The 23811-nt window shown below is 53.5% G+C and carries 23 protein-coding genes, 1 riboswitch and 1 other annotated feature; of the genes, 11 read left to right on the top strand and 12 right to left on the bottom strand.

The window, feature by feature from the left end; all coding sequences use genetic code 11:
- Positions 1-150: 150 nt before the first annotated feature.
- Positions 151-384: a binding site (T-box leader), on the bottom strand.
- A gap of 132 nt (positions 385-516) precedes the next feature.
- Both ACR0QW_RS07570 and ACR0QW_RS07565 read left to right on the top strand, forming a co-directional pair.
- Entirely contained in the window at positions 517-1182 is a 666-nt protein-coding gene (locus ACR0QW_RS07570) for a Crp/Fnr family transcriptional regulator (protein WP_432643086.1), read from the top strand.
- A 181-nt stretch (positions 1183-1363) separates the two neighbouring features.
- The gene (locus tag ACR0QW_RS07565; RefSeq protein ID WP_432643085.1) at positions 1364-1963 is read left to right on the top strand and encodes a uracil-DNA glycosylase family protein; all 600 of its coding nucleotides are present in this window, start codon (positions 1364-1366) and stop codon (positions 1961-1963) included.
- An 18-nt stretch (positions 1964-1981) separates the two neighbouring features.
- Here ACR0QW_RS07565 and ACR0QW_RS07560 read toward each other — a convergent pair whose 3' ends face one another.
- Both ACR0QW_RS07560 and ACR0QW_RS07555 read right to left on the bottom strand, forming a co-directional pair.
- Complete coding sequence (locus ACR0QW_RS07560; RefSeq protein ID WP_432643084.1) at positions 1982-3064, bottom strand: metallophosphoesterase; 1083 nt, start codon at positions 3062-3064, stop codon at positions 1982-1984.
- An 18-nt stretch (positions 3065-3082) separates the two neighbouring features.
- Complete coding sequence (locus ACR0QW_RS07555; RefSeq protein ID WP_432643083.1) at positions 3083-3475, bottom strand: fluoride efflux transporter FluC; 393 nt, start codon at positions 3473-3475, stop codon at positions 3083-3085.
- 266 nt (positions 3476-3741) lie between these two features.
- Between ACR0QW_RS07555 and rlmD the strand changes: the two genes are divergently transcribed.
- On the top strand, positions 3742-5118 hold the full coding sequence (rlmD, locus tag ACR0QW_RS07550) for a 23S rRNA (uracil(1939)-C(5))-methyltransferase RlmD (RefSeq protein WP_432643082.1): 1377 nt from the start codon (positions 3742-3744) through the stop codon (positions 5116-5118).
- Between the two features lie 54 nt (positions 5119-5172).
- On the opposite strand, the gene ACR0QW_RS07545 is transcribed toward rlmD, so the two are convergent.
- Positions 5173-5787, bottom strand: coding sequence for an HD domain-containing protein (locus tag ACR0QW_RS07545; protein ID WP_432643081.1), 615 nt, complete (start codon positions 5785-5787; stop codon positions 5173-5175).
- A gap of 226 nt (positions 5788-6013) precedes the next feature.
- Between ACR0QW_RS07545 and ACR0QW_RS07540 the strand changes: the two genes are divergently transcribed.
- From ACR0QW_RS07540 to ACR0QW_RS07525, 4 genes are all read left to right on the top strand, one after another.
- Positions 6014-6883: a GGDEF domain-containing protein gene (locus ACR0QW_RS07540; protein ID WP_432643080.1), complete on the top strand. Its 870-nt coding sequence runs from the start codon at positions 6014-6016 to the stop codon at positions 6881-6883.
- 283 nt (positions 6884-7166) lie between these two features.
- Positions 7167-7266: riboswitch (SAM riboswitch) on the top strand.
- Positions 7267-7360: 94 nt separating this feature from the next.
- The gene (locus ACR0QW_RS07535) at positions 7361-8839 is read left to right on the top strand and encodes a putative sulfate exporter family transporter (protein ID WP_432643079.1); all 1479 of its coding nucleotides are present in this window, start codon (positions 7361-7363) and stop codon (positions 8837-8839) included.
- 33 nt (positions 8840-8872) lie between these two features.
- Positions 8873-9094, top strand: a complete 222-nt coding sequence (locus ACR0QW_RS07530; protein ID WP_432643078.1) for a hypothetical protein — start codon at positions 8873-8875, stop codon at positions 9092-9094.
- 85 nt (positions 9095-9179) lie between these two features.
- Entirely contained in the window at positions 9180-10742 is a 1563-nt protein-coding gene (locus tag ACR0QW_RS07525; protein ID WP_432643077.1) for a nitrite/sulfite reductase, read from the top strand.
- Positions 10743-10776: 34 nt separating this feature from the next.
- On the opposite strand, the gene ACR0QW_RS07520 is transcribed toward ACR0QW_RS07525, so the two are convergent.
- From ACR0QW_RS07520 to ACR0QW_RS07505, 4 genes are all read right to left on the bottom strand, one after another.
- Entirely contained in the window at positions 10777-11718 is a 942-nt protein-coding gene (locus ACR0QW_RS07520; protein WP_432643076.1) for an alpha/beta hydrolase, read from the bottom strand.
- Between the two features lie 139 nt (positions 11719-11857).
- Entirely contained in the window at positions 11858-12778 is a 921-nt protein-coding gene (locus ACR0QW_RS07515; RefSeq protein ID WP_432643075.1) for an AEC family transporter, read from the bottom strand.
- A gap of 10 nt (positions 12779-12788) precedes the next feature.
- Positions 12789-13619: an oxidoreductase gene (locus ACR0QW_RS07510; RefSeq protein ID WP_432643074.1), complete on the bottom strand. Its 831-nt coding sequence runs from the start codon at positions 13617-13619 to the stop codon at positions 12789-12791.
- 10 nt (positions 13620-13629) lie between these two features.
- Positions 13630-14202, bottom strand: a complete 573-nt coding sequence (locus ACR0QW_RS07505) for a GNAT family N-acetyltransferase (RefSeq protein WP_432643073.1) — start codon at positions 14200-14202, stop codon at positions 13630-13632.
- A 184-nt stretch (positions 14203-14386) separates the two neighbouring features.
- Here ACR0QW_RS07505 and ACR0QW_RS07500 point away from each other — a divergent pair, with 184 nt between their 5' ends.
- Positions 14387-15220 (top strand): 4Fe-4S binding protein, encoded by an 834-nt coding sequence (locus ACR0QW_RS07500; RefSeq protein WP_432643072.1) that lies wholly within the window; start codon positions 14387-14389, stop codon positions 15218-15220.
- An 88-nt stretch (positions 15221-15308) separates the two neighbouring features.
- On the opposite strand, the gene ACR0QW_RS07495 is transcribed toward ACR0QW_RS07500, so the two are convergent.
- Positions 15309-15845, bottom strand: a complete 537-nt coding sequence (locus ACR0QW_RS07495) for a nitroreductase (RefSeq protein WP_432643071.1) — start codon at positions 15843-15845, stop codon at positions 15309-15311.
- A 162-nt stretch (positions 15846-16007) separates the two neighbouring features.
- Here ACR0QW_RS07495 and ACR0QW_RS07490 point away from each other — a divergent pair, with 162 nt between their 5' ends.
- Positions 16008-16904: a hypothetical protein gene (locus ACR0QW_RS07490; RefSeq protein ID WP_432643070.1), complete on the top strand. Its 897-nt coding sequence runs from the start codon at positions 16008-16010 to the stop codon at positions 16902-16904.
- 73 nt (positions 16905-16977) lie between these two features.
- On the opposite strand, the gene ACR0QW_RS07485 is transcribed toward ACR0QW_RS07490, so the two are convergent.
- From ACR0QW_RS07485 to ACR0QW_RS07475, 3 genes are all read right to left on the bottom strand, one after another.
- Positions 16978-18456, bottom strand: a complete 1479-nt coding sequence (locus ACR0QW_RS07485; protein WP_432643069.1) for an aminoacyl-histidine dipeptidase — start codon at positions 18454-18456, stop codon at positions 16978-16980.
- Positions 18457-18468: 12 nt separating this feature from the next.
- Positions 18469-19878 carry a YfcC family protein gene (locus ACR0QW_RS07480; protein ID WP_432643068.1) on the bottom strand — a complete coding sequence of 470 codons (1410 nt, stop codon included), beginning with the start codon at positions 19876-19878 and terminating at the stop codon, positions 18469-18471.
- A 66-nt stretch (positions 19879-19944) separates the two neighbouring features.
- Positions 19945-20277: a DUF3870 domain-containing protein gene (locus ACR0QW_RS07475; RefSeq protein WP_432643067.1), complete on the bottom strand. Its 333-nt coding sequence runs from the start codon at positions 20275-20277 to the stop codon at positions 19945-19947.
- Positions 20278-20569: 292 nt separating this feature from the next.
- Between ACR0QW_RS07475 and murI the strand changes: the two genes are divergently transcribed.
- A complete protein-coding gene (gene murI, locus ACR0QW_RS07470; RefSeq protein ID WP_432643066.1) occupies positions 20570-21433 on the top strand; it encodes a glutamate racemase in 864 nt (287 codons plus the stop codon).
- 87 nt (positions 21434-21520) lie between these two features.
- On the opposite strand, the gene ACR0QW_RS07465 is transcribed toward murI, so the two are convergent.
- Positions 21521-22042, bottom strand: coding sequence for a 3H domain-containing protein (locus ACR0QW_RS07465; RefSeq protein ID WP_432643065.1), 522 nt, complete (start codon positions 22040-22042; stop codon positions 21521-21523).
- 176 nt (positions 22043-22218) lie between these two features.
- On the opposite strand from ACR0QW_RS07465, the gene ACR0QW_RS07460 reads away from it, so the two are divergent.
- Positions 22219-23553, top strand: coding sequence for an MATE family efflux transporter (locus ACR0QW_RS07460; protein WP_432643064.1), 1335 nt, complete (start codon positions 22219-22221; stop codon positions 23551-23553).
- Positions 23554-23811: the final 258 nt, after the last annotated feature.

Raw genomic sequence — 23811 nt, 5'->3', positions numbered from 1 at the left:
TATCCATTCAGGATATCCTCCTTTCAAAATGAAGTGGTTGGTAGCCATCTTCATTTTACCAAAGGAGGATTTTTTGGTATAGCTAAAAGCTTTCCAGAACCCCACGCATAGCGTGGGGTTTTCAAACCCGACAAAAAAGGCCTCCGTCCCTGCAGGGACGAAAGCATCGTGGTACCACCCGGCTTCGCCTGGTTTCCCAAGCCTCTCGAGCACGCGGACAGCGTCCGGATACTCCAGTGCAGTAACGGGCACACCCGGATGACCTACTTTATTTCAATCATCTGCTCCAAGGCCATATTCCCTTCTTTACCCGCTCTTCCTTTCACCCAGTGGAAGCTCTCTGTGCCGTGCGCCGGAAGGTACTCTTCTTTTCATTGCAACGTTGATTTGAAATTAGTCTTACTGTAGCACAGAAACAGGACTTCGTCAAGAGGACCTCCCTCTTGCATTCTTTTCCCGACAGCCGTATACTGGGGAAAAATAAGTGTTGTTTTAACAACAAAAAGGAGAAGGATCATGGATACTGCTTTCCTGGCCAAAACAGCCCTGTTTAAAAACGTCCCACCCCGGGAAATCGAACGGCGGATGCACTGCCTGGGCGGCGTAATCCGCTCCTTTCCCAGAGGATCCTATATCCATTATGCCGGAGATATCGTCCACACGGTGAGCATGGTGCTCACCGGCCGGGTAATAATCGAAAACGACGACCTGTGGGGCAACCGGAACCTTTTGGGTACCGTGGGTCCCGGAGAGCTCTTCGCTGAAGCCTATGCCTGCGCAGAAGACGAACCGCTGCTGATCAACGTGCAGGCCGTTACCGACACCACAGTGCTCATGATGGACCTGCAGAAAGTGTTCCATACCTGTTCCCGCAGCTGCTCCCAGCACCAGCAAATCAGCGACAATCTGCTGCATATCCTGGCCCGGAAGAACCTGGCCCTGGCCCGTCGCATCCTGCACACCTCGTCCAAATCCATCCGGGGACGAGTGCTGTCCTACCTGTCGTTTTTGGCCGCCCAGCAGAAAAAGAAGATCATCACCGTACCCTTCAACCGGCAGCAGATGGCAGACTACCTGAGCGTGGACCGGAGCGCCCTGAGCAACGAGCTGAGCAAAATGCAGAAGGAAGGCCTCCTGGAGTATCATAAGGAAAGTTTCAGACTGCTGAAGGAGACGGAGTAAGGACAAGGGATTAGGGATTAGAGATTATGGGCTAGTGATTAGGGATTAGAGATTATGGGCTAGTGATTAGGGATTAGAGAACACGCCACCATGCATCCGCAGGGATATCCGCCTTTGGAAAGGGCGGATATCCCTGTGATCGGATGTTCATTGTTTCTTGTTGAATAAAGGAGTACTTTTTATGGATGATCCATTCGAAATCCTGCCGGATGTGCCGGTGGAAGTACACCCCTTTCCGCCGTTTTTGCCGGAGAAGGCCCGGGTTCTGGTATTGGGGACCTTTCCGCCGGCAGAAGGAAAACGGGCCATGGATTTCTACTATCCCAACTTCCAGAACGATATGTGGCGGATCATGGGGCTGATCTATTTCCAGGATCCGGACCATTTCCGCAAAGGTACGGAAAAAGCCTTCGACCCGGAAAAGATCAAAGCCTTCCTGACGGAAGCAGGCATCGCCCTGGGGCCCACGGTGCTGCAGGCCCAGCGGGAAAAGGGCAATGCTTCGGATAAATTCCTCCACGTAGTGGAAGAGGCAGACCTGGCAGCCATGCTGGCCCGGCTGCCCCATTGTCAGAAACTGGTGACCACCGGGGAAAAAGCCACGGAAATCGTGCTGCACCAGTGTACGGAACCGCCCAAAATGCCCAGGACCAACACTACGGTATCCATCCATCTGGGCGGCAAAGCGTATGAACTGACCCGCCTCCCCTCCACTTCCAGGGCCTATCCCATGAAGCTGGAAAAGAAGGCGGAATGCTACAAAAAAGGACTGGCGCTGTGAGATGCCAGTCCTCTTTTTTTATTTTTCAGGTTGGATCGTAATAATGACGATTTCCGGCCTTGGGCCGCTGCGGAGAGGGACTCCCCACAGTCCGTAGCCGCTGGAGACCGTGGCCAGCATCTTGCCGAACAGTCTGGACCCGTAGTCCAGGGCATACATTTTCCGGGTGATCAGCCGATTGGGCAGAAGCTGACCGGCGTGGGTATGACCGGCAAAATACAGGTCATATCCCTCTTCCGATGCCTTTTCGATGCGCCGGGGCTCGTGTTCCATCAGGATGTTGAACTTGCCCGCTTCCGGCTGGAACTGCGCCCGCCGATTTCCAAGCAGGTAATCGTCCAGACCGGTAAGCGCCAGCCAGGAATTCACGGATTTTGTTTCATCCACCAGGAACCGTATCCCTTCTTTCTCCAGCAGGCTCCGTTCCACCACCGCCGTACCCATGCGCTTGTCATGATTGCCATAGACAGCATAGACCCCGTCCCGGGCCTGCAGCCCCTTCAGGGTATCCAGGCTGTTTTCCTGCTGGACAAAGGGCAGTTCTCCATCCACCACATCACCGCCCAGGAGGATCAGATCGGGCTGCTGGCCATTGATCCGTGCCACCAGCTCTTTGCCGTAGTCCGTGCCGAACAGCCCGCCGAAATGCAGGTCGGAGGCAAAAGCCACCTTATAGGGTCCTGGAATGGGTTTATCAGTAGTATAGGTCACCTGGCGCACCACCGGATGGACAGCCCACCAGCAGCCCCCGATCACCAGGCCGCACACCACGACGAAGACCGCCTGGGTGACCCTGGTGGCAAAGAGCGGCATATGCCCCTGCCAGCCGATCAAAAGCCCCAGGATCACCGGCACGGCTCCCAGCACCGCATAGTACAGAAAGCCCATCCACAGTCCGCCCATCCAGGCCAGCAGCCGGGTCACCGGACGGGGAAACGCATAGAGATAGACATTGCTTACCGTAAAGCACAGGGGCAGCAGCAAAAACAGACCCAGTGTCCACCAGGGGCGCAAAAAAGAAAGACCGGGACGGTACAGAGCCCAAATGGCCGCTGAGCCTCCCAGTCCCACCAATAACATAGTCATAAAAAATGGATTCATTCCGGAACAAAGCTCCTTTTACATGAGAGATTTCCCCAGCCAGAAGGAAAGCCCGGCCGCCAACATCCCCAGGGTATTCTGGAGCAGGATGTACAAAAATCCAGTCACATGTTCTCCGTGGAGGAAGAAATGCAGGCCCTCCTTGATGAAGGAAGAAAAAGCGGTGAACCCGCCGATGAAACCCCAATAAATAAGCATGGCCCACCGGGGATGGGGCAGCTTCGTATACAAAAGGGCCGCGCAGAGCCCCACCAGGATACAGCCGAAGGTGTTCACGAACACCATCTCCCAGGGAAAAGCGTGTCCCCCTATCCCCTTCAGGGATTTGGCCACCAGAAACCGGGCTACAGAGCCCAAGGCGCCTCCCAGCGCCACGTAACAAAGCAACAGCAGATCATGCTTCCAATCCATATATGATTTTCCCCCTCATACCATTCAGCGAACTCCTACGCCTCCCAGCCGGACCCTTTTCCCAATATTGAAAAATGGGCGCTGTGCTCACCGCAGCGTCCTTCCAGTTTTCTTATCGACTTTCTTTTTATATCATATAAAAAAACAGCAATTTTGTCAATTACCGACTTTTTTCCGTCCCTATCCTGTATTTTCCCGTTTTTTGTCGGGAAACCGTCTCCAATTCGCAGATTTTTCCCGGCCAACCGTGGTATAATGGGTTTATTATGAAAGAAAAGAACATACCCTTCAAACTCAAAGAAAATATCGAACTGACCATCACCGGGCTGGGAAGCTCCGGCGAAGGCGTGGGAAAGATCAACAGTTTTACGTTTTTTGTACCGGGTGCGCTGCCCGGCGAACGGATCCAGGCCCAAATAACAGTGCTGAAGAAAAATTACGGCCAGGCCCGTTTGTCCAAACTGCTGGTATCTTCCCCCGATCGTGTCAAGCCTCCCTGTCCGGTGTACGCCCAGTGCGGAGGCTGCCAGCTGCAGCACCTGGCCTATCCGGCCCAGCTGGCCATGAAACGCCAGACGGTGATCGACGCCATGGAACGGATCGGCCACTTCAAAAATCTGGCCGTACTGGAAACACTGGGTGCTCCGGATCCCTGGCATTACCGGAATAAGATGCAGGTTCCGGCCGCCCAAGGGAAGAACCATACCCTGCACATCGGCTGCTATGCCCAGGGCACCCACCGGGTCATCGACGTGGACGACTGCCGTATCCAGCAGCAGGCCAACAACCAGATTGTCCACGTGGTACGCCGCTGGATGCAGCAGTACAGGATCCCGGCTCTGGAAGAAGACGCCCGGAAAGGCATCGTACGCCATATTATGGGACGGGTGGGCGTACGCACGGGTGAAGTCATGGCCGTACTGGTAACCAACGAGCCCCAGGTCCCTCATCTGAAGGACCTGGCAGCCATGCTGAAGAAAGATGTGCCCGGATTTACCACCCTGGTGCAGAATCTGAACACCCGACACACCAATGTAATTCTTGGACCAAAGAACAAAGTCATCTACGGACCGGGGATCATCCACGACAAACTGGGAAAATTCACCTTTGCCATCTCCCCCCTGTCCTTCTTCCAGGTAAACACTCTGCAGGCGGAAAAGCTATATGAAACGGCCCTGCAGTATGCAGCCCTTACCGGCAGGGAAAAGGTCATCGATGCCTACTGCGGTACCGGTACCATCACCCTGTTCCTGTCCCAGAAGGCCCAGCGGGCCCTGGGAATCGAAATCGTAGCCCCGGCCATCCGGGATGCCCGCCAGAACGCCAGAGACAACCATATCCGCAATGTGGACTTCATCTGCGCCGATGCAGCCAAAGAAATGCCTGAACTGGTAAAAGGAGGCAGCCGTCCTGATGTAATCGTACTGGATCCACCCCGGGCCGGGTGCGAGCAGCGGGTACTGGACGCCATTGCCAAAGTCAGACCCCAGAGGGTGGTGTACGTTTCCTGTAACCCGGCATCTCTGGCCAGGGATGCGGCCATTTTACGGGATAAGGGCTTCGTAGTGCGTAAAGTCCAGCCCGTGGATATGTTCCCCCACACCAGTCATGTGGAGAGCGTGGCATTATTGACAATGAAATAAAAAGAACATCGACCAGGAACCGGTGGTCAGTGTGGGATGTGAAAGAGTTCTTTTTCACACCCCGTTTTTTTCTTCCAGCCAGTGCTTGTCCAAGCTGGGGTTTTCTTTGATCACCCGGGCCCAGATATTTTTGGCATAATCATACATAGCCTTGCCTTCCGGCGTCCGCAGGTACCGGGGATCGAAACCGCCGGGTCCCAGCCGGAACCGGTCCAGCGCATCCGCATCCTTGAAAATATGGTACAGCAGTACTCCGTGGGGACCGAAACCATCCCCGATGATTTTGTTGCCCAGGGAATCTGGATGGTCATGATACTGCATAATCCGGGCCGCCAGCCGATAAAACGGCAGGCCGTTCCCCTTGCAGTAGGCGTGGTAATAAGCTGCGCCCCTGGCTCCGTGGCCCACATCCAGATAATCATCATGCCGTCTTGTATCATGGAAGGACGCTGCCGCCCCCAGGATATTCCAATCAGAAAGGGACAGTCCCTGTTTTTGGGCAATGAGCAGAGCGAACAGCAATACCCGGCTGGCATGGGCCTTCGTATGGATGGGGCTTATTTTCAGTGCAAATTCTACTTTATCCATCATGAAATGGTACCACTCGGTATATTCCGGCCGGATTTCCTTCGGAATAGGAAAAGGTACTGGCAATTTTTCTTCCGTCATAGCAATGCCTTCTTTCTTTTTCTGCTGTCCCTACCATACCATTTTGGAAAATTACCGTCAACCAGTTCCCTTCCCCCTGCCAGGGAAGGACAACGGTACCCGCTTACAGGCTCATACTCCTGCATTTACAGTTTTCGATATATTGGAGTCTTGCTTTTATACGATTTTCCGCTATAACTTATAAATATAACATATAACAATACACTCCCCCTAGAAAGGAAGGTTCATGATGATACAGACTGACAAAACAATGGAAAACCGCCTGAGTTCGGCAGAATTGCAGCAGCGGATCAAGGACCTGAGCACGATCTTCGATATGGTCCGGGTAGTGGACCCCTCCTCCCAGCATCAGATCATCTACCATGATGACGGAACAGCCAGAATGGCTCAGGATTACTGTTTCGGCCTTTGGAGCAGGAGTGAACGCTGTGCCAACTGCATCTCTGCCCGGGCTCTGTCCACCGGACAAAGGACTACCAAATTCGAATTCACCGATGACCACACATACCTGCTGGCTGCCACCTATCTGGAAGTAGATCAGCATCCCTGCGTACTGGAGTGCATGCTGGAACTGAACGATGCCACGCTGCTGGGTGCGTACGGCAAAAGCGAATTTATCTCCCGGCTTACCTGGTATACCAACCAGCTGTACAATGATTCTCTCACCGGTGTACGCAACCGCCGGTATTACGATGATCAGATTTCCGGACTCACTGTCCAGGCTGCTGCCATGCTGGACATTGATCATTTCAAGGACATCAATGACACCTGGCGGCACAAAGCCGGAGATATAGCCCTGCAGACTGTCGTCAAAGCCGTCGCTTCCTGCATCCGGAAAAGCGATATCCTGCTGCGGTATGGCGGCGATGAATTCGTCATTGCCTTTACCGAAATTTCTCCGGAAATCTTCGCCCGCAAGCTGCAGACCATCTGCACTGCCGTAGAAGCGGCTGTGGTACCGGAATACCCTGACATCAGACTCACCATCAGCGTAGGCGGCGTATACGGCAAAGGCCAGCTGAAAGAAAAGGTGGAAGCTGCCGACAAAGTCCTGTACGAAGCCAAGCAGCAGCGGAACCACGTGATTGTGGAATAAGGGAGCAATAAAAGATCCACAGTTCCTGCTGATGGAAAAGATTCTCCGGTGGCAATTTTTCAAAATATCACTTGACAATTTTCTCGTTATCTTCTACAATTTCACCATGCATTGCAATGTATACTAAAATGATATGTTTTATGGTTTCGTAAGGGAGAATGCATCATGGAGAATCGATACGAGTTTGTATGTATGTGTTGTTGCTGTCAGCGAATGTGCAGTGACAACGCAGAAAGCGGGCGCTGAAGCCCGATCTTTTCTACAACTGAACAACCTGCACAGACAATCATCCAGAGCAGCGGAGGGACTGGCCCTTTGAAGCTGCGGCAGCCGGCCTTTTGGCACGGTGCCAAATCCAGCGGAATTTTCCCGGCAGATGAGCGAAGTGCGGACTCCGTGATTTTTTATGCGTCATCTGCAGATCAGGTGGCGCTTTTTTTGTACCACCGGAACAAAATTCGATGAGGTGAAATAACTATGAGTAAAGAAAATATCCAAACAATCAGCCGGCCCACGAGCCTGCTGGGAAGTGAAGACTGGTGGGCTGTATGGCTGGGACTGTTCATCACCCTGCTGGGCCTGGGCAAGGTATGGGGCTTTGATTTTTTGGGCTGGGCCGCTACTTTCGGAGTCTGGATCGATCCGGAAAAAGCAGTGGGGACCAGTTCCAAAGCCTATGCCTGGCTGGGCAGTCTGGGGGCCCTGGGCGCCACCTGGCTGTTCACCCTGGCAGTGACCAGTGTGGGAGCCCATTTCATGAAAGCGGATGTGAAAAAATTCGCTGCCGGTTTTTCGGTGATCTACTGGATCACCATCCTGTCCAACGTGCTGGGCAACTATGCGTATCTGGCTGCCACCCCCAATAAACGGGCCGCCTTCCACATCGGCTGGTCCCTGAGCCTGGGCGAGCTGGGTTTCGTGATTGCCCTGGTAGCCGGACTCATCATCGGGAACTTCTTTCCCAGCCTGGCCAGATTCCTTTCCAGTGCGGCCAAGCCGGAATGGTACATCAAGACCGGCATCGTGATCCTGGGTTCCAATATCGGCATCCAGGCCATCAGCGCTCTGGGACTGGCCAGTACGGTAATCCTGCGGGGCCTGTGCGCCGTAGTGGAAGCATATCTGATCTACTGGCCAGTGGTCTATTTCGTAGCCCGCAAATTCTTTAAATTTACGCCGGAATGGGCAGCTCCCATGGCCTCCGGCATCTCCATCTGCGGGGTAGCTGCAGCCATCGCCACCGGCAGTGCCATCAAGGCACGGCAGATCATCCCCACCATCCTGGCTTCTGTCATCATTGTTTTCGTGGCTGTAGAGCTGCTGATCCTGCCCTTTGCAGCAGCCTATTTCCTGCCCGGTGACCCCATGGTGGCCGGTTCCTGGCTGGGGCTGGTAGTCAAAAGTGACGGCGGTGCTGTGGCCTCCGGTGCCATTGCTGACAGCCTGATCCGCAGCCGGGCCCTGGAACTGTTCGGCGTAAAATATCAGGAAGGCTGGATCCTGATGGCAGCTACCACTTCCAAGGTATTCATCGACATTTTCATTGGTGTGTGGTCCTTCATCCTGGCTGTCGTATGGTCCATCTATCATCTGAATAACCCCAAAGCTGCCGTTGATGGCGGCAAGGTTTCCAAGCGGGAAATCTGGAACCGGTTCCCCAAATTCATCCTGGGCTTCGTGGTGACTCTGGTGGGTATCTTCCTGGCAGGCTGGGCCCATCCTTCCATCGTAGCTGGCGCCAAAGCCGGTGCGGGCCAGGCGAACCTGCTGCGGGCTGTATTCTTCGGACTGTGCTTCTTCTCCATCGGTCTGGTGACCAATGTGCGAAAACTGTGGAACGCCGGCCTGGGCCGGGTAATCGGAGTGTATTCCGTGGCTCTTCTGGGCTTCATCATCTGGGTGGGACTGGGCATCTCCTACCTTTTCTATCACGGCGTACTGCCTCCTGTACTGTAAACTGCAAATTTCGAGAGAAATGAGGGATATGATATGAAAACGGAAGTTTTAACCAATGTCCATTCGGCAGCGGATGAATACTACGAACAGCAGGTTGTAAAGCCTACCACCGCCAGGGTCCATGCTGTGCAGCTGGACCAGGATGCGGAGGGATACTTCCCCCTGCAGCCCATCGAGAAAAAACTGTGTGCCTATTCCCTGGGTCTGGGACTCGGACTCATGGGTGTGTTCATCTTTTTCTTTGAGATGCTGTAACTCATCCAATAAAAACCAGCTGTTTCAAGACCTGCAATATGGTATGATAGGGATTGGAATACAGAAAGAAGGAGTTCGGACACCCATGACACACATTACAGAAGCAACAAAAGAAAATATCCGGAAACAGTTCCCGGTATTCCAGGAAGCCACAAGGGCTTTCTATGCCCAAGAACTGCCTCCGGCCAAGTACAAAGGCACCAGCGGTCAATTCGGTTCCTACGGAGAACGAGGCGCCAAAGCCAGCATGCTGCGGCTGCGGTTCCCGGCCGGCGCCATTGACACAGCTCACATGCAGTTTCTGGCCCAGGTGATCAGCCAGTACAATGTCCAGATGGTCCACTTCACTACCGGTGAAGCCCTGCAGCTGCATCACCTGGACGAACAGACTGTACTGGCCCTGTATCAGAAGTGTTTTGATGCCGGTATCTACTGCTACGGTGCCGGAGGGGACAATCCCCGGAACATGACAGCCAGCCCTCTCCATGGTGTAGAAAAAGGCGAACCCTTTGACATGACCCCGGCCATCAAAGCTGCTGCCAATTTCCTGACCAACCTGATTCCTGATCTGAAACTGCCCCGGAAGTACAAAATCAGTTTCTCCAACGGAATCGACAATGAAGGCCATGCCACCTTCAAGGATATGGGCTTCGTAGCCCGCACCGACGGCACCTTCGATGTCTACGCCGGCGGCGGCTTCGGAGTGAACGGCAGCCGGTTCGGCCTGCTGATCAGGGAACAGGTGTCGGCAGAAGCTTTATCCTGGTACATCGAAGGATATGCCCGGAATGTATATATGAAGTACGGTGACTATCAGCACCGGGGTACCGCCCGCTCCCGTTTCATCAGGGACAAGCTGGGAGATGAGAAATTCCGGCAGGAAGTGCTGGACGCTGCAGAACGAGCAAAAAACAGCGGTGTGCTCCCTCTGGAACTGGAACCGGTACCGGTTCTGAAAAAGAGCGGCAAAGACGATACCGTACTGGAAAATCCCCGGATCCATGCCCAAAAACAGGATGGTCTGTACTATGTGGAATACAAACCCACAGGCGGCGTGCCCGATCCAGCCGTCTTCCGGAAGCTGCTGGAAACTGCTGGTGCCCTGCAGGGTACCGAATTGCGGCTGAATGCGGACGAAACCTGTTACATCATCAACCTGACCGCCGATGAAGCCCGGACCATTGCTGCCCTCACTGATGGAGACACGGCCCATACGGACTTCGAACATTCCGTCAGCTGTATCGGTGCCACCGTATGCCAGCAGGGGCTGTGCGATTCCCATGGTACCCTGGCCCGGCTGATCAAAATCCTGCAGGAATCCGGCGAAGATACCCGCTACCTGCCCAAATGCCATTTCTCCGGCTGTCCCTCCACCTGTGCCGTGCAGAGCCTGGCACCCCTGGGTTTCAGAGGTGCGTTCACCCTGATAAACGGGGAACGGGCCAGTGCCTTCCAAGTGTATGCCAATGGCAGTTATGCCTATGGCAAAGAGCGGATCAGCGAACCTCTGGCCCTGATTCCCACCGCCCGTCTGCCGAAATTCTTCCTGGCTCTGAATGAAACCCTGCTGAAAGCCAAAGAGCCTTTCACCAGCTGGTATCCGAATCACAAAGAAGAATTCCTTGCCCTGGCTAAAAAATTTGCATGACAAAAAAGACGTCGCAGCCGCGGCGTCTTTTTTATCAGAGTGTATCCAGGAACTTTCCCACAGCCAGGGCGTACCCTCGGGGGTTATCCATGATTTCATTGGCATGGCCAGATTCTTCAAAGTAGATCAGTTTCTTGTTGGGACTGGTACACCGGTTCATCAGGTTTTCGGCGATATGAGGCGGAATCAGCCGATCCACATCTCCGTGGAGGAACAGTACCGGGGTAGTCATCCGCTGCACACAGGAAGCCGGATCCACGTCCCGCAGAGTCTTGCGGGTGTGGTAATACATGGCTGCCTGAAAAAAAGGTTCCACTGCCTCCATACCCAGCAGCAGCCGTTTGTCATCTGTATAGTTCATAAGTTTTTCCTGTCCCAGCTCCAATACATTGCCATAGGAACTGTCAGCCACGTAGAACTTCATGGCCCGTCCCTGGGGCGTACCGGCGTAAATCAGGCTCATGGCCGCTCCCAGGGAGATACCGTGGAATCCGATGCTCACCTGAGGATCCTGCTGTTTCAGGAAGGCCACCCAGCTGTCCATGTCCTCCGCATTGTGGACGCCCCAGTCATTGGTTTCCCCGCCGCTTTCCCCATGGCCCCGGATATCGGGCATGAGAACATTGTAACCCCGTGCCAGATACACTTTGGCATAGGGTACATCCATGGTCCGATTCTGGTACAGCCCGTGGAGGATGATTACTGTATCATGGCTGCCGGCGGAGTTTTGAATATACGTCCCCTGAAGCAGAGTGCCGTCCCGGGAATGGACAGAAACCCGCTGCCAGCCGTATTTCTGTTCCAAGGAATGGATGGTATCCAGATCATTGCGATGGTTCTCGATGGCCAGGAGCTTATCCCAGGGCCGGTTGAACAGCTGTTCATAGGCAGTGTTGCCTGCATAAACTCCCACACCCAGCAGCAGCACCACTACCAAAATCACCAGATATTTAAAAAAGTACCAGAGGAATCGCATTCCTAATTTCTGCCTGCCTTTCTTACGTATAAATAGCTGATTGTAGCATAATATGATATTGAAGCAGAAATAAGGCAGAAAAGAGAAAAAAGGATGAACAAAAGGGTAAAATCCTTTTGTTCATCCTCTGATAACCCGATTATGGATCCGGCAGGATCGCACACCAGAACAAAATCGTGAACATACTGAGCAGGGTGGACAGCACCGTCAGTCTTGTGGCAAAAGGAGCATCGCTGCCATAGCGGGCGGCGAAAATGGCTGTGGTAGCTCCGGCCGGCATCCCGGTCATGAGCACCGCAATCCCCGTGGCCACCGTATCCAGGTGCAGAGCTGCACTGACGCCCCAGGCCAGGGCAGGCAGGAGCAGCAACCGCAGCACACTGTACAGGAAACTGTCCCGGTTGAAAATGGTAAGGAGCGGTACATCCGCCAGAATGGTCCCAATGATAAACATGGTGATGGCCGCATTGCAATTGCCGATATATTTGATGGTCATCGTAAGGAAACCCGGCAGCCGTACCTGGGTCACCATGATCAGGATCCCAATATATACCCCGATGAGGCAGGGATGGGTCAGTACCTTTTTCAGTACCTCCCGCCGGCTCATGTGACAAGCCATGAAATAACTGGTTCCCACGGACCACATGACCATGCGCAGAGGGATCAGGAATACCGAAGCATAGAACAGACCCAGGGATCCATACACTCCTTCGGCCACCGGGTAGCCAAGAAAGCCGCTGTTGCACACCAGAGTCCCGTACTGCAGCACCTTTTTCCGGGTATCCGGATACCGGTTGAACAGGAAATGGTTCAGTCCCATGAAGAGCAGCTGCAGGATTGCCCCGGCTGCCAGGATCCGGCCGCAGGTAACGAAGATATTCCCCTCAAAGGGCATGAGACAGGATTTGATGATGTTGCAGGGAATAATCACATTCACCACCAGATCAGTAAGGCACCGTTTGCCTGCTTCATCTACAATTTCCTTTTTGCGCAGATAGCACCCGATGAGAATCATCAGGAACAGGGAAAGCTGCAGGTTCCCCAACCGTATGATATCCATAGGTCCCCCTTTATGATAATTTCTTCATGACCCACCGGGCAGCTATATCAAAAATCCCGGCAGGCAGAAGCATGTGGGCAATCAGCAGCACCCAGGCATCTTTGCCGCACAGGTACCTGGCCTGGGGCTGGGCTGCATTGGCCGCCAGGAAAATGGTCTTCGCCACATCCTGGGGACTGGAAAGCCACTTTCTTTCATATAGATGATGGATGCCCATTGCCATCTTCGCCGCAGTTTTGGCATAAGGTCCTCCCCGTGAGGACGTCTCCAGGTGGTCAGCGGCGATGTGACCCCAAGGCGTCTTTACCAGTCCCGGTTCCACAATGGCCACCTTCACTCCCTGCTCCTCTGTTTCCATACGCAGGGCATCACTGAGGGCCTCCAGGGCATATTTACTGGCATGATACCAGCCGCCGAAGGGTCCGGTAAGCCGTCCGGCAATGGACGAAACCATGACGATACGCCCACGGTGCTGGCGGCGGAACAGGGGCAGCACCAGTTTCGTCAGCCGGATGGCCCCGAACACATTCACTTCCAGCTGCCGCTGGGCTTCACTGATGGACACGTCCTCCACGGCCCCATAAGAACCGTAACCGGCATTGTTGATCAGGATATCCAGGCTGCCCTGCTGCTCCAGGATCTGCTGCAGAGCCGTCTGGCAGGAATAATCCTTTGTCACATCCAGCACCAGGGGAATGACCCCATATTTGGACAATTCCCGGAGCTTATCCAGCCGCCGGGCTGCCCCGTACACAATATGCCCGGTCTTCGCCAGCAGGATGGCCGTTTCCCTGCCAATCCCGCTGCTGGCGCCGGTGACCAGGACCACTTGCTGTTCCATGATGCGCTCCTTACTGCTTCTTCAACTGGGGATAGGAGATGATGGGCGGTTGCGGATTCTGATGTTCACCCAGATTCAGCCCCATCCAGATCATATCGTACCAGCGGCCGAATTTGTATCCGCACTGCTTGAACAACCCTACTGGCGTAAAACCCATATGGGTATGGAATTCGGCGCTGTTGCAATCCAGATATTCGTCTGCCTTTTCCGGCAGCCCGATACAGGCGTACACATCCAGGATACCCATTTTCTTCAAGGCATCCAGCAGGACACCGTACAGTTTCTTCCCCAGACCATGTTTCTTCAGATGGACAGCCACGTAAATACTCAGCTCGGCCGTCCAGTCGTAAGCCGCCCGTCCTACAAAGGGACCGGCATAGGCATAGCCTACCACCCTGCCGTTTTCTTCTGCCACAAAATAGGGATACCGCTCTTTCGTCCGGCTGATCCGACGCTGGAATTCCTCCACGCTGGGAACCTGGTATTCAAAGGTAATCACTGTATTTTCCACATAGGGTGCATAAATAGCCCGGATGGCTGCTGCATCCTCTATGGTGGCTTCCCGGATGATGATTTCACTCATGAGAATTCCCTCCTTCAATACTGATTTCCAATCATAGCCCTATTATAGGGCAAATCCCCGGCAAAGCGCAAACTTCCTATCCGGATTCCGGCCACTCGATTTTTCTAAATACTGGCTTTTCTCCTTAAAATACGGTATAATAAAGATAAGTTAAGTTTCTAAACAACATGAGGAGGTCTTACCCTTGTTGACACACATCACGACGGTTTCTTTCAGTCCCACCGGCCAGACGGAACAGCTGGTACGCCAGTTCGGAGAAGCCCTGGCAAAGCGCTTCCAGGCAGAGGGCGTGACTCTGAGCCATACGTCTTTCACCCTTCCGGAAGACCAGGATATTTTTCGTTTCTACGGTCCGGATACCCTGGTAATATTCGGTACACCCACCTACGCCGGCCGGATTCCCAACAAGGCCCTGCCCTTTGTGCAACAGTTGTTCGCCGGCGACGAAAAACAGAAGACCCCGGCAGTGGCCCTGGTCACCTTCGGCAACCGAGCCTATGACAGTGCCCTGACGGAACTGCGTGACGAGCTGGAAAAGAAGGATTTCCGGGTATTCGCCGCCGGAGCTTTCGCTGCCGCCCATGCCTTTGCCGCCATTGGCAAGGAACATCCCACGACTGAAGACAAAAAAACTTTCGAAGATCTGCTGGATGCAGTAGAACGGAAACTGCGCGGCAAGGCTCCCCTGGAGACAGTGGTCATCAGGGACAATGCGCCCGTTGCCCCCTACTACATTCCCAAAGGCGAAGATGGCCAGCCGGCTAAATTCCTAAAGGCCAAGCCGAAGACGGACCCGGAAAAATGCGATCACTGCGGCAAATGCGCCACCGTTTGCCCTATGGGTTCCATCAATCCGGCAGATACCGATAAAGTACCCGGCATCTGCATCAAATGCCAGGCCTGCATCAAGTATTGTCCCAAAAAAGCCAAGTATTTCGATGACCCCCGTTTCCTGTCCCACAAAGCCATGCTGGAAAAAAATTACACTCGGACCGCCCCATCTGAAATATTTTACTAAAAAATGGCTGCCGCAAAATGAGGTGAACCCCAATTGTTAGACCTAAAATCTAACGATTGGGGTTCACCTCAAAAATGGCAGCCATTTTTTATTTCAAGAAGTAGACTCTGTGTTCCTTACGCAGCGGTGCCACGGGAATCTCCCCCTTGGCATAGCCCACCACGCAGTGACCGATACCCTCGTAGTCGCCGGTGATGCCCAGGGATTTCAGCAGTGCCCTGCCTTCCGGCCGTTCGAATTCTTCTTTGGCCCGGTGGATCCAGCAGCTGCCCAGACCCAGGGAATGGGCAGCCAGCATCATATTGCCCATGACCAGAGAACCGTCATATACCGCCGTAGGCCGTTTTTTATCGGCCAGCACCACCAGGACCGCCGGTGCGCCGTAGAATGGATCGAACGTCGGTTCCCAGCCGCCGATTTCGCAGTTCAACCTGCTCAGCCGCTTGATCATGGCCGAGTTGGTGATGGCCAGGATGAGGGTGTCCTGACTGCCCCGGCCGCTGGCGGCATACAGCCCGGCCTGAATGATTTCATGCAGATCGGCCTCCGGCACCGGGTCCGTTTTATAGCTGCGGATGCTGCGCCTTAGCTGCATGGCTTCTAACACTTCATTGTGATTGCCCATGAATATCGCTCCTTTGCTTCTCATTTCACCTGTCATAATACCACATTTCTCCCAGATAAACATTTTCTCAAAAAAGTTTCCAGAAATTTTCTTTGACAATCAAAGCCAGATGTGACATTCTAAAAGATACAGACTATGGAAGCAAAGCAAGGAGGTATATCCATGAAACTATTTTCGAAAATCCGCACGGCCGGCGTTGCCCTGGCCCTGACCCTGGTATCCATGCCCCTGGCCATGGCTGATTCCAGGACCACAGCCATCGATGAAGTAATGGCAGCCCAGGAAGCCACCAACAAACAGGCCTATGTGCAATACGAAATGAAAGGCACCCTGTTCAGCCCGGTGGGCATCGGAAATCTGCTGCTGAATGGCAATGTAGTGGACCTGAAACCTGCAAAAAAAGGACAGGACCGGGTGACGAAAGCTGATGCCCATGGCACAGCCGAACTGGTGATGCTGGGCAGCCAGAAAAGCCTGAGCACCCCAGTGGAAGCCTATGCAGAGACCCAGGGCAAAAAGCTCACGGAATATATGAAGACGGACAAGGGCTGGGAACAGACTACCGTTCCCTTCACCATGCCCACAGAGGAAGAAATCGCCAAATCCATGAAAGAGTACCGGGCCACCATCTCCTCTGCCGAACTGCTGAAGGAAGACAGCCGGGAAAAGGTATACAAAGTCACCGGCGACTGGAACAAGATCCTGGACCTGCAGGACAAAGATGCCAAAAAATCCATGAAGGTAAGCGGAGTAGATGTAGCCGAACTGCTGCGCCAGGTGAAGGACGTGGAGTACACCATGGCCGTGGATAAGAAGACCCACCGGATCACCGTGCTGTCCATGGACCTGACCCCGCTGCTGCAGACCGTAGGTACGCAGCTCATGGACGCTGCGGCTGCCCAGGACAAAAACCTGGACAAGAAGCAGCTGGAAATGATGAAGGCCATGCTGAAGGGTTCCAGCCTGAACCTGAACGTACTGCTGCGATACGAAAAGGGCAGGGATGTGGTCATCCCCACAGAAGCAAGAAATGCGAAGGTGATTATGGAAAAAAAGTAAGGATGGTAATTGGTCTGCATCCAAAAGAAAAGAAGTGCCGTGGCATGCGACACTTCTTTTTTTATGGGCAGATTTATTGGATCTTTTCCAGCAGGGCTTTCAGGAATTCGTACATTCTGAGAGTGCTGCGGACACTTAAACGCTCCTGGGGAGAATGGAGGTCCCAGCAGTTGGGGCCCAGGGAGATGGCTTCCAGCTCGGGCCGTTTTTCCATGAGGCAGCCACACTCCAACCCGGAGTGGATGGGCGTAGCTTCCATGGACTCTCCGAACAGTTCCTGGTAAACCTGCTTCACCTGAAATGTCAGTTTTGAATCCGGATGATCGGGCCAGCCGGGATAGGCGGCGAATTTTTCGCAGGTACCGCCTGCCAGCCGGGCCAACAGATGGATTTTGTCCCAGATATAATCAGCCTTGGACCGGAAAGAAGTACGGATTTCATAGATTGCCACCAGCCTGTTTTCTTCCGGTTCCAGTCGGATTTCACCCAGGTTGTCGCTGCTCTGGACCACCGTAGGGATGACAGCGTTCATTTCGGAAATGCCGTCGGGCGACAGGGCCATTCCTTCGATGAATCTGTCCGTTACATCCTGGGACGTCACCAGCCCTGTGTCCGGCCCTGCCGTCTCTTCCACGGTAATCTTCAAATTGGCGGCCACAGCCTTGTATTCCGCCTGCAGCGCTTCGGCCACCTGGTCCACGGCTGCCAGGAACTCGTTTTTTCTTGCTGCCGGCACCATGACCACCGCTTCCGCGTCCCGGGGAATGGCCAGCCGAAAGGTACCGCCGTGGAGAGAGGCCAGATGCAGAGGCGTTTTCTTCCGGGCACCCAACAGCATCCGGATCAGGAAAATGTTGGCATTGCCCCTTCCCCGGTGGATATCCTCCCCGGAATGGCCGCCCTGAAGTCCCTCCACCTTCAGATGGTAAAACAGAGCCTGGCCTGGAACAGCTTCCCACGTGACCGGCAGATGGAATTTTACCCCGAACCCTCCGCAGCTGCCAGTAACAGAATGGCGCTCCACTGCATTGTCAATATTCACCAGATACCGGGCATGGAAATCGCTGGCGTCCACGTTCTGAGCCCCGCTCATATCCTCCTCTTCTGCAGTGGTGAACAGAGCCTCCAGTTCCGGATGGGTCAGTCTGTCGTCTTCCAGCAGAGCCATGGCAAGTGCCACTCCGATGCCGTCATCTGCCCCCAGAGTGGTTCGGCCGCCGGTGGACAGGATATCCCCTGCTAATTCCAGATGGATAGGATTTTTGGCAAAATCGTGCTCTATCCCTTTGGCCTTCTGGCACACCATATCCAGATGGGCCTGGAGCATCACGGCCGGACGGTCTTCATAGCCTGGAGAAGCCGGTTTGCGAATGAACACGTTGTTCCAATCATCCTGCCAGGTCTCAAACCCCTTCCGCCGGGCCCAGCTACAGACAGCAGTACTGATGGCCTTTTCCTGGAAGGAGGGATGGGGGATCCGGCACAATTCTCCGAAATGGTGGAACACCGGATGCTGCAACAGTTGTTCCAGCGATGTAAATCCTTTTTCCATAGTTCCGCCTCCTTAAAACGGACCGTAGTGGATCTGGACAGCGATGACCATGAAGGCCAGAGCAACCACGCACCAGATGGCGAACAAGGGTGCCAGCCAGCGGAACCATTTCCCGAAGGAAATGTGGGCCATGGCGCAGGCGGCCACCACTTCACCGGAGGTAGGAGCGAACACATTGGTAAACGCATCCCCCATCTGAAACGCCAATACAGCAGTCTGCCGCGTCACCCCGATCAGGTCGGCCAGAGGAGCGAACAGCGGCATGGTGATGGCGGCCTGGCCGCTGCCGGAAGGCACCAGCACGTTGAACAGGTCCTGCACGATGAACATGCCACAGGCGCTCAAGGTGGGCGGCAATCCATTCAGCAGGCCAGCCATATAATGAATGACCGTATCCATGATATGGGCATTTTGCATAATCAGCACGGCCCCGTTGCACATACCAATGACTATGTTGGCAAAGAGCATGTTGCTGCAGCCGGCCAGGAAAGCATCGGCGATTTCCCCGGAGGACAGTCCTCCGATGATGCCGGCCAAAAGACCGCAGACCAGGAACAGACCGGCCATTTCATTGATGTAGAAGTCAAATTTCAGGACGCCGGCCACTACCATGACGATGGTCAGGACGAACAGGATCAGCACCAGTTTGTGACGCATGGTAATCACCGGAGTTTCCTGCAGTTTCAGATGGCTGTTGTACAGCAAGTCTTCTTCCCGAACTGTACTGATTTCCGGATTCCTGCGGATCTTATTGGCATACCACATCACATAGGGAATGGTCACCGCATTCATGACCACGAACAGCACGACCCGCAGGCCCATGCCGGAGAACATGGGCAGACCGCAGATACCCTGGGCCACCCCGATGGTAAACGGATTGGTCATGGCACCAGCATACCCTATAGGTGCGGCACAGAACACGATAGCAATAGCCGTCAGAGAATCAAAGCCCATAGCCACTGAGACCCCGATGACCAGGGGCATGAAAGCCAGGAATTCTTCAAAGCAGCCAGCAAAGGCTGAAAGCATGCTGAACAGCACCATGCACACCGGGATCATCAGGAGTTCCCGTCCCTTCATTTTCTCCACCACATTGCTCAGCCCGGCATTGATGGCGCCGGTAGCATCCATGATAGCGAACATGCCGCCGATGATAAAAAGGAAAGAAATGATTTCTGCTGCGTTCTGCAGACCCAACGTCAGGGACTGGAACAGATAGAAAATGGAAACAGGCTGCTGGTCGATATAATGGAAGGTGGCGGGGTCCACAACTTCTTTATGCAGGACGGGATTCATGATCCGGCTGTATTCCCCGGCCGGGACGATATAGGACGCCAGGAACGCAACAAACATGATGATTCCCAATAGCACCATGGGGTTCAGTGCATGAAGCTTGAACTTGCTTTTCTTTTTTTCTGCCATTTCAGTACACTCCTTTTCCGATTGAAGGAAAAATCCGGCTTTCTCGGCATATGCCTTACGCCATTTTCAGCTGACAGGATACACATTCAAATAATGGTTCTGGGCGTCCTTCAGAGCAGCGATTACGGCTTTTTGAGACAGGGCCAGGAAGCGCCGGCGCAGCTCCTGCACCATCCATTCCATATCGTGCAGCAGGTTTTTGCCGATCAGGATATCCTGCAAAAACGAAATGGTATCAGCCATGATCATGTTGGCGCTGCAGTGGAGGATATCTCCGGTTTTTCGGTCAATGACCAGGCTCAGGGAAAAGGTCCCATACATGGAATTGATTACGTCATCCCGGGAAACCTTGGCCACCCCGGTGACAAAAATTGAATCGGGCGGATAATGTTTTTCCATAAATTGATACTCCTTTTTCTTTTTCCTGTTAGCGTACCATAGAGACCCGACAGGGGTCAATGGAATTTAGCGGAAAACAGGAAAAATTCATGAAATTATCTTGTATAATCATTCCTTTTGTGCTATACTGACAGTGTTGCTAGAAGAAAGCAACGTATAATTGAAAATCCTTATGGATTTGGGAACAGATTTCCCCCTGTTCCTGCCCATCGATAAGGCCTGTTAAAGACATCTTCTTTTAGATGCTTGTCTTTTGCTGGCCTTATTTTTGTTTATATAGGAGGTCTTGATCATGCAGGCAACACAACCCATTGGTGTCATCGATTCCGGCGTAGGCGGTTTGACCGTCTTGAAATGGCTCCAGGCCAAGATGCCCCACGAAAACTTCATCTTTATCGGCGATACGGCCCGTACTCCCTATGGGAACCGCAGCCGGGAAGAAATTACCCGGTTCGTAGGCGATATGACGGCCTGGCTGAATAAACGAAATATCAAACAGCTGGTAGTAGCCTGCAATACCATTACAGTGCTGGGCACGGATGTAATCAAGGGCAGTTATCCCTTTGATGTGATCGGTATGGCCAAAGGGTCCCGTATGGTCCCTCTGGTAACGAAGAATAACCGGGTAGGTTTCTTTGCCACGGACTTCACTGTTTCCACCGGAGCCCACAAACGGGAAATCCAGAAGCTGTGCCCCCAGATCCAGGTGTTCGGTCAGGGCTGCCCCAAGTTCGTCCCTCTGATTGAAGGAGAAAAATTCGGCAGCCCGGAAGTGAAGGCCGCCATCCATGAATATGCAGAAAAGCTGAAAGCTCATGGGGTAGATACAGTACTTTTGTCCTGCACCCACTATCCCTTCGTGCGGAAAGAAATCGAAGAAGAATTCGGTCCTTCTGTGACAGTGCTGGATCCGGCGGAACGGACGGCTCAGGATGCCCTGGAAAATCTCCAGAAACGGCATCTGGCCCAGACCACCGGTATCGGCCGGGCGGAAGTATGCTTCACCGCTGATCTGGAACGGGGCAAACGTCTGGCTGCCCGCATGCTGGATATGGACAAATGTGATTTTCGCCTGATTGATTTGAAGAAGGATCCGAAACAGGAAATCCCCTGTGCAGGTTCCGATCAATGGAGCAACTTCCAGGCAACCATTTAAAGCAATTCCGGTGCAACCCTGTTTTCTTCGGCTCCGGACCTCAATCGAGGGGGGTGTGAAAAAATATTTTTTCACACCCCCCTTTTTTTATTTCTTTTCTTCCACCAGCACTCCCAGCTGCTCCAGGGCCTTCCGCACTGCCTCCATCTCTTCCGGCGTAGACGCTTCCACCAGATGGGAGTGGACACCGGCCGATATGCTGGACAGCAGCGGTGCCTGATCCATTCTCATTTTTTTGAGATACAGCTGCACATCCCGGCGGGATTTCAGATTCAGCTCTCCTTCCAGGAACCCGTAGACTTCATGTTCCACAACCACATTGTGGACAACTCCCCCGTTATCCACAATGGCATTGAGTTCCGCTTCTACTTTCTCTGGCCCATGTTTGCACAAAAAGGATTCCTGCAGTCCGGCAGGTTTGGCCTGCTGCAGCTGGTAGCCCCGTGGCGTGGACATCACCGGCGTACCGCTGGCCCGCAGCAGGGCAATATCTCCCACGATGATCTGACGACTGACCTGGCACACCTGGGCCATTTCAGTTCCTGTCACCGGTTTTGTAGCCGCCTGCAGCATTTCCAGGATTTTCTCTCTCCGTTCCTGGTTTTCCATGGCATCTGCCTCCTTGATTCAGGATGATCAATCTTTTCTTATTATAAACGAAACTTTCATAAAATTCCACTTTTCCCGAATATTTTCAGCGTATTGTCAAGGCTCTCCCGCTGTGCTAGCATAGTACAAACAAAACAGTTTGTAAAAATCGTAATATTCCACAGGAGGTCCTTGCCGTGACAAAAGAATATCAAAGCCGCTGGTCGGTATTTGCCATGTCCCTGCCCATTTTCATCGAAATCGGTCTGCAGATGCTGGTTCCCAATATGGACCAGTTCATGCTGAGCCATTATTCCCAGGATGCGGTAGCAGCCGTTGGAAATGACAATATGATCGTAAATATGATCATCCTGACCCTGTCCGTACTGTCCCAGGCAGCCACCATCCTGATTGCCCATTACCGGGGCGCCGATGACCTGCACAATGCCAGCCGGGTATGCTCCGTTTCCCTGGGGCTGAACCTGATATTGGGTGCCCTGATCAGCCTGGTGCTTTTTGCCGTACCGGAAGTGTTCCTGACCATCCTGGGAGTACCCGCGGAAATCCGGGCAGATGCCTTCCTGTATCTGCGCTGGATTGGCCTGTTCGTCATCGTCCAGAGTGCCTATATGGCCTTCATCTCCTTTCTGCGGGGCTTTGGCCTGCTGCGAGAAACCATGCTCTGTTCCAGCATCATGAACGTACTGAACATCTGCGGCAACATGATCCTGATCCACGGTCTTGGACCCATCCCCTCCCTTGGGGTAGCCGGGGTTTGTATTTCCACCAATACGGCCAAGACCCTGGGACTACTGCTGGTCATCTACCTGCTGCGAAAAAAAACGCCTCTGCGTCTTTCCTTCCGCCATCTGCGGCCTTTCCCCAGAAAGACCCTGGGGAAACTGCTGTACCTGGGCATTCCCTCTGCCGGAGAAACATTCTCCTATCAGCTGTCCCAGACCACCATCATGACCTTTGTGAATCTGTTCGGGATTGCAGTGATCACCACCAAGGTATACGCCTACATCATTGCCATGATCAGTTACCTGTATTCCCAGGCCCTGGCTATGGCCACCCAGATCCTGGTCAGTTATTTCAAGGGGGCGGACGAAAACCGTGAAGTAGACAAAAGAGTAAAGTTCACCATATTGATTTCCATGCTGCTGTCCGGTTCCCTGGCCATCCTGGTCTACTTCCACAGCGATGCGATTTTCTCTCTGTTCACAGCGAATCCGGAAGTCCACGCTCTGGGCAAAATGATCCTGTTTGTCGATATTTTCCTAGAAATCGGACGGGCCGTGAACATGTGCATGGTCATGGCCCTGAATGCAGCCGGCGATGTGAAGGCACCCATCACCATCGGAATCATCTTCATGTGGTCCGTATCCGTATTGGGCAGCTGGTTCTTCGGTGTACACCTGCTCTGGGGCCTGGTGGGCATCTGGGTGGCTATGGCCCTGGATGAATGCAGCCGGGGCCTGGTGTTCTTCTGGCGCTGGCATCAGGGAGTGTGGAGAAGAGCTGTGATTTAATGGTCTGCCGAACAACCTGGAAACAGACATCTCATGAGCCGCTCTACGCAGCAATCGACAGGAACCTTGTTTTCATCGTTTTCACACAAAAAATCCCCGGACAACCACTGTCCGGGGATTTTTGCTGTGCCGTCTGGGCACAGGATCCGTTTTTGGGTTCTATTAGATAATGCCTCTCAGTTTCATCGGTTCGGCCAGAGCGCCCAGAGCTACGATGTAAGCACCTACACGCATGGTAGTGTTGTACTTCTTGGCTGC

Origin of the sequence: Acidaminococcus sp., assembly GCF_050873445.1 — a bacterium.
GTDB lineage: Bacteria > Bacillota > Negativicutes > Acidaminococcales > Acidaminococcaceae > Acidaminococcus.
This window is presented reverse-complemented; position numbering and strand designations above follow the sequence as displayed.

Excerpts from the sequence above, each read along its gene's own strand:
- ACR0QW_RS07570 (WP_432643086.1), top strand. The coding sequence starts at position 517 with ATGGATACTGCTTTCCTGGCCAAAACAGCCCTGTTTAAAAACGTCCCA.
- ACR0QW_RS07510 (WP_432643074.1), bottom strand. The coding sequence starts at position 13,619 with ATGGAACAGCAAGTGGTCCTGGTCACCGGCGCCAGCAGCGGGATTGGC.
- ACR0QW_RS07475 (WP_432643067.1), bottom strand. The coding sequence starts at position 20,277 with ATGGAAAAACATTATCCGCCCGATTCAATTTTTGTCACCGGGGTGGCC.
- ACR0QW_RS07465 (WP_432643065.1), bottom strand. The coding sequence starts at position 22,042 with ATGGAAAACCAGGAACGGAGAGAGAAAATCCTGGAAATGCTGCAGGCG.
- ACR0QW_RS07530 (WP_432643078.1), top strand. The coding sequence starts at position 8,873 with ATGAAAACGGAAGTTTTAACCAATGTCCATTCGGCAGCGGATGAATAC.
- ACR0QW_RS07505 (WP_432643073.1), bottom strand. The coding sequence starts at position 14,202 with ATGAGTGAAATCATCATCCGGGAAGCCACCATAGAGGATGCAGCAGCC.
- ACR0QW_RS07495 (WP_432643071.1), bottom strand. The coding sequence starts at position 15,845 with ATGGGCAATCACAATGAAGTGTTAGAAGCCATGCAGCTAAGGCGCAGC.
- ACR0QW_RS07480 (WP_432643068.1), bottom strand. The coding sequence starts at position 19,878 with ATGGCAGAAAAAAAGAAAAGCAAGTTCAAGCTTCATGCACTGAACCCC.
- murI (WP_432643066.1), top strand. The coding sequence starts at position 20,570 with ATGCAGGCAACACAACCCATTGGTGTCATCGATTCCGGCGTAGGCGGT.
- ACR0QW_RS07540 (WP_432643080.1), top strand. The coding sequence starts at position 6,014 with ATGATGATACAGACTGACAAAACAATGGAAAACCGCCTGAGTTCGGCA.
- ACR0QW_RS07485 (WP_432643069.1), bottom strand. The coding sequence starts at position 18,456 with ATGGAAAAAGGATTTACATCGCTGGAACAACTGTTGCAGCATCCGGTG.
- ACR0QW_RS07525 (WP_432643077.1), top strand. The coding sequence starts at position 9,180 with ATGACACACATTACAGAAGCAACAAAAGAAAATATCCGGAAACAGTTC.
- ACR0QW_RS07520 (WP_432643076.1), bottom strand. The coding sequence starts at position 11,718 with ATGCGATTCCTCTGGTACTTTTTTAAATATCTGGTGATTTTGGTAGTG.
- ACR0QW_RS07560 (WP_432643084.1), bottom strand. The coding sequence starts at position 3,064 with ATGAATCCATTTTTTATGACTATGTTATTGGTGGGACTGGGAGGCTCA.
- ACR0QW_RS07535 (WP_432643079.1), top strand. The coding sequence starts at position 7,361 with ATGAGTAAAGAAAATATCCAAACAATCAGCCGGCCCACGAGCCTGCTG.
- rlmD (WP_432643082.1), top strand. The coding sequence starts at position 3,742 with ATGAAAGAAAAGAACATACCCTTCAAACTCAAAGAAAATATCGAACTG.
- ACR0QW_RS07490 (WP_432643070.1), top strand. The coding sequence starts at position 16,008 with ATGAAACTATTTTCGAAAATCCGCACGGCCGGCGTTGCCCTGGCCCTG.
- ACR0QW_RS07555 (WP_432643083.1), bottom strand. The coding sequence starts at position 3,475 with ATGGATTGGAAGCATGATCTGCTGTTGCTTTGTTACGTGGCGCTGGGA.
- ACR0QW_RS07565 (WP_432643085.1), top strand. The coding sequence starts at position 1,364 with ATGGATGATCCATTCGAAATCCTGCCGGATGTGCCGGTGGAAGTACAC.
- ACR0QW_RS07515 (WP_432643075.1), bottom strand. The coding sequence starts at position 12,778 with ATGGATATCATACGGTTGGGGAACCTGCAGCTTTCCCTGTTCCTGATG.
- ACR0QW_RS07545 (WP_432643081.1), bottom strand. The coding sequence starts at position 5,787 with ATGACGGAAGAAAAATTGCCAGTACCTTTTCCTATTCCGAAGGAAATC.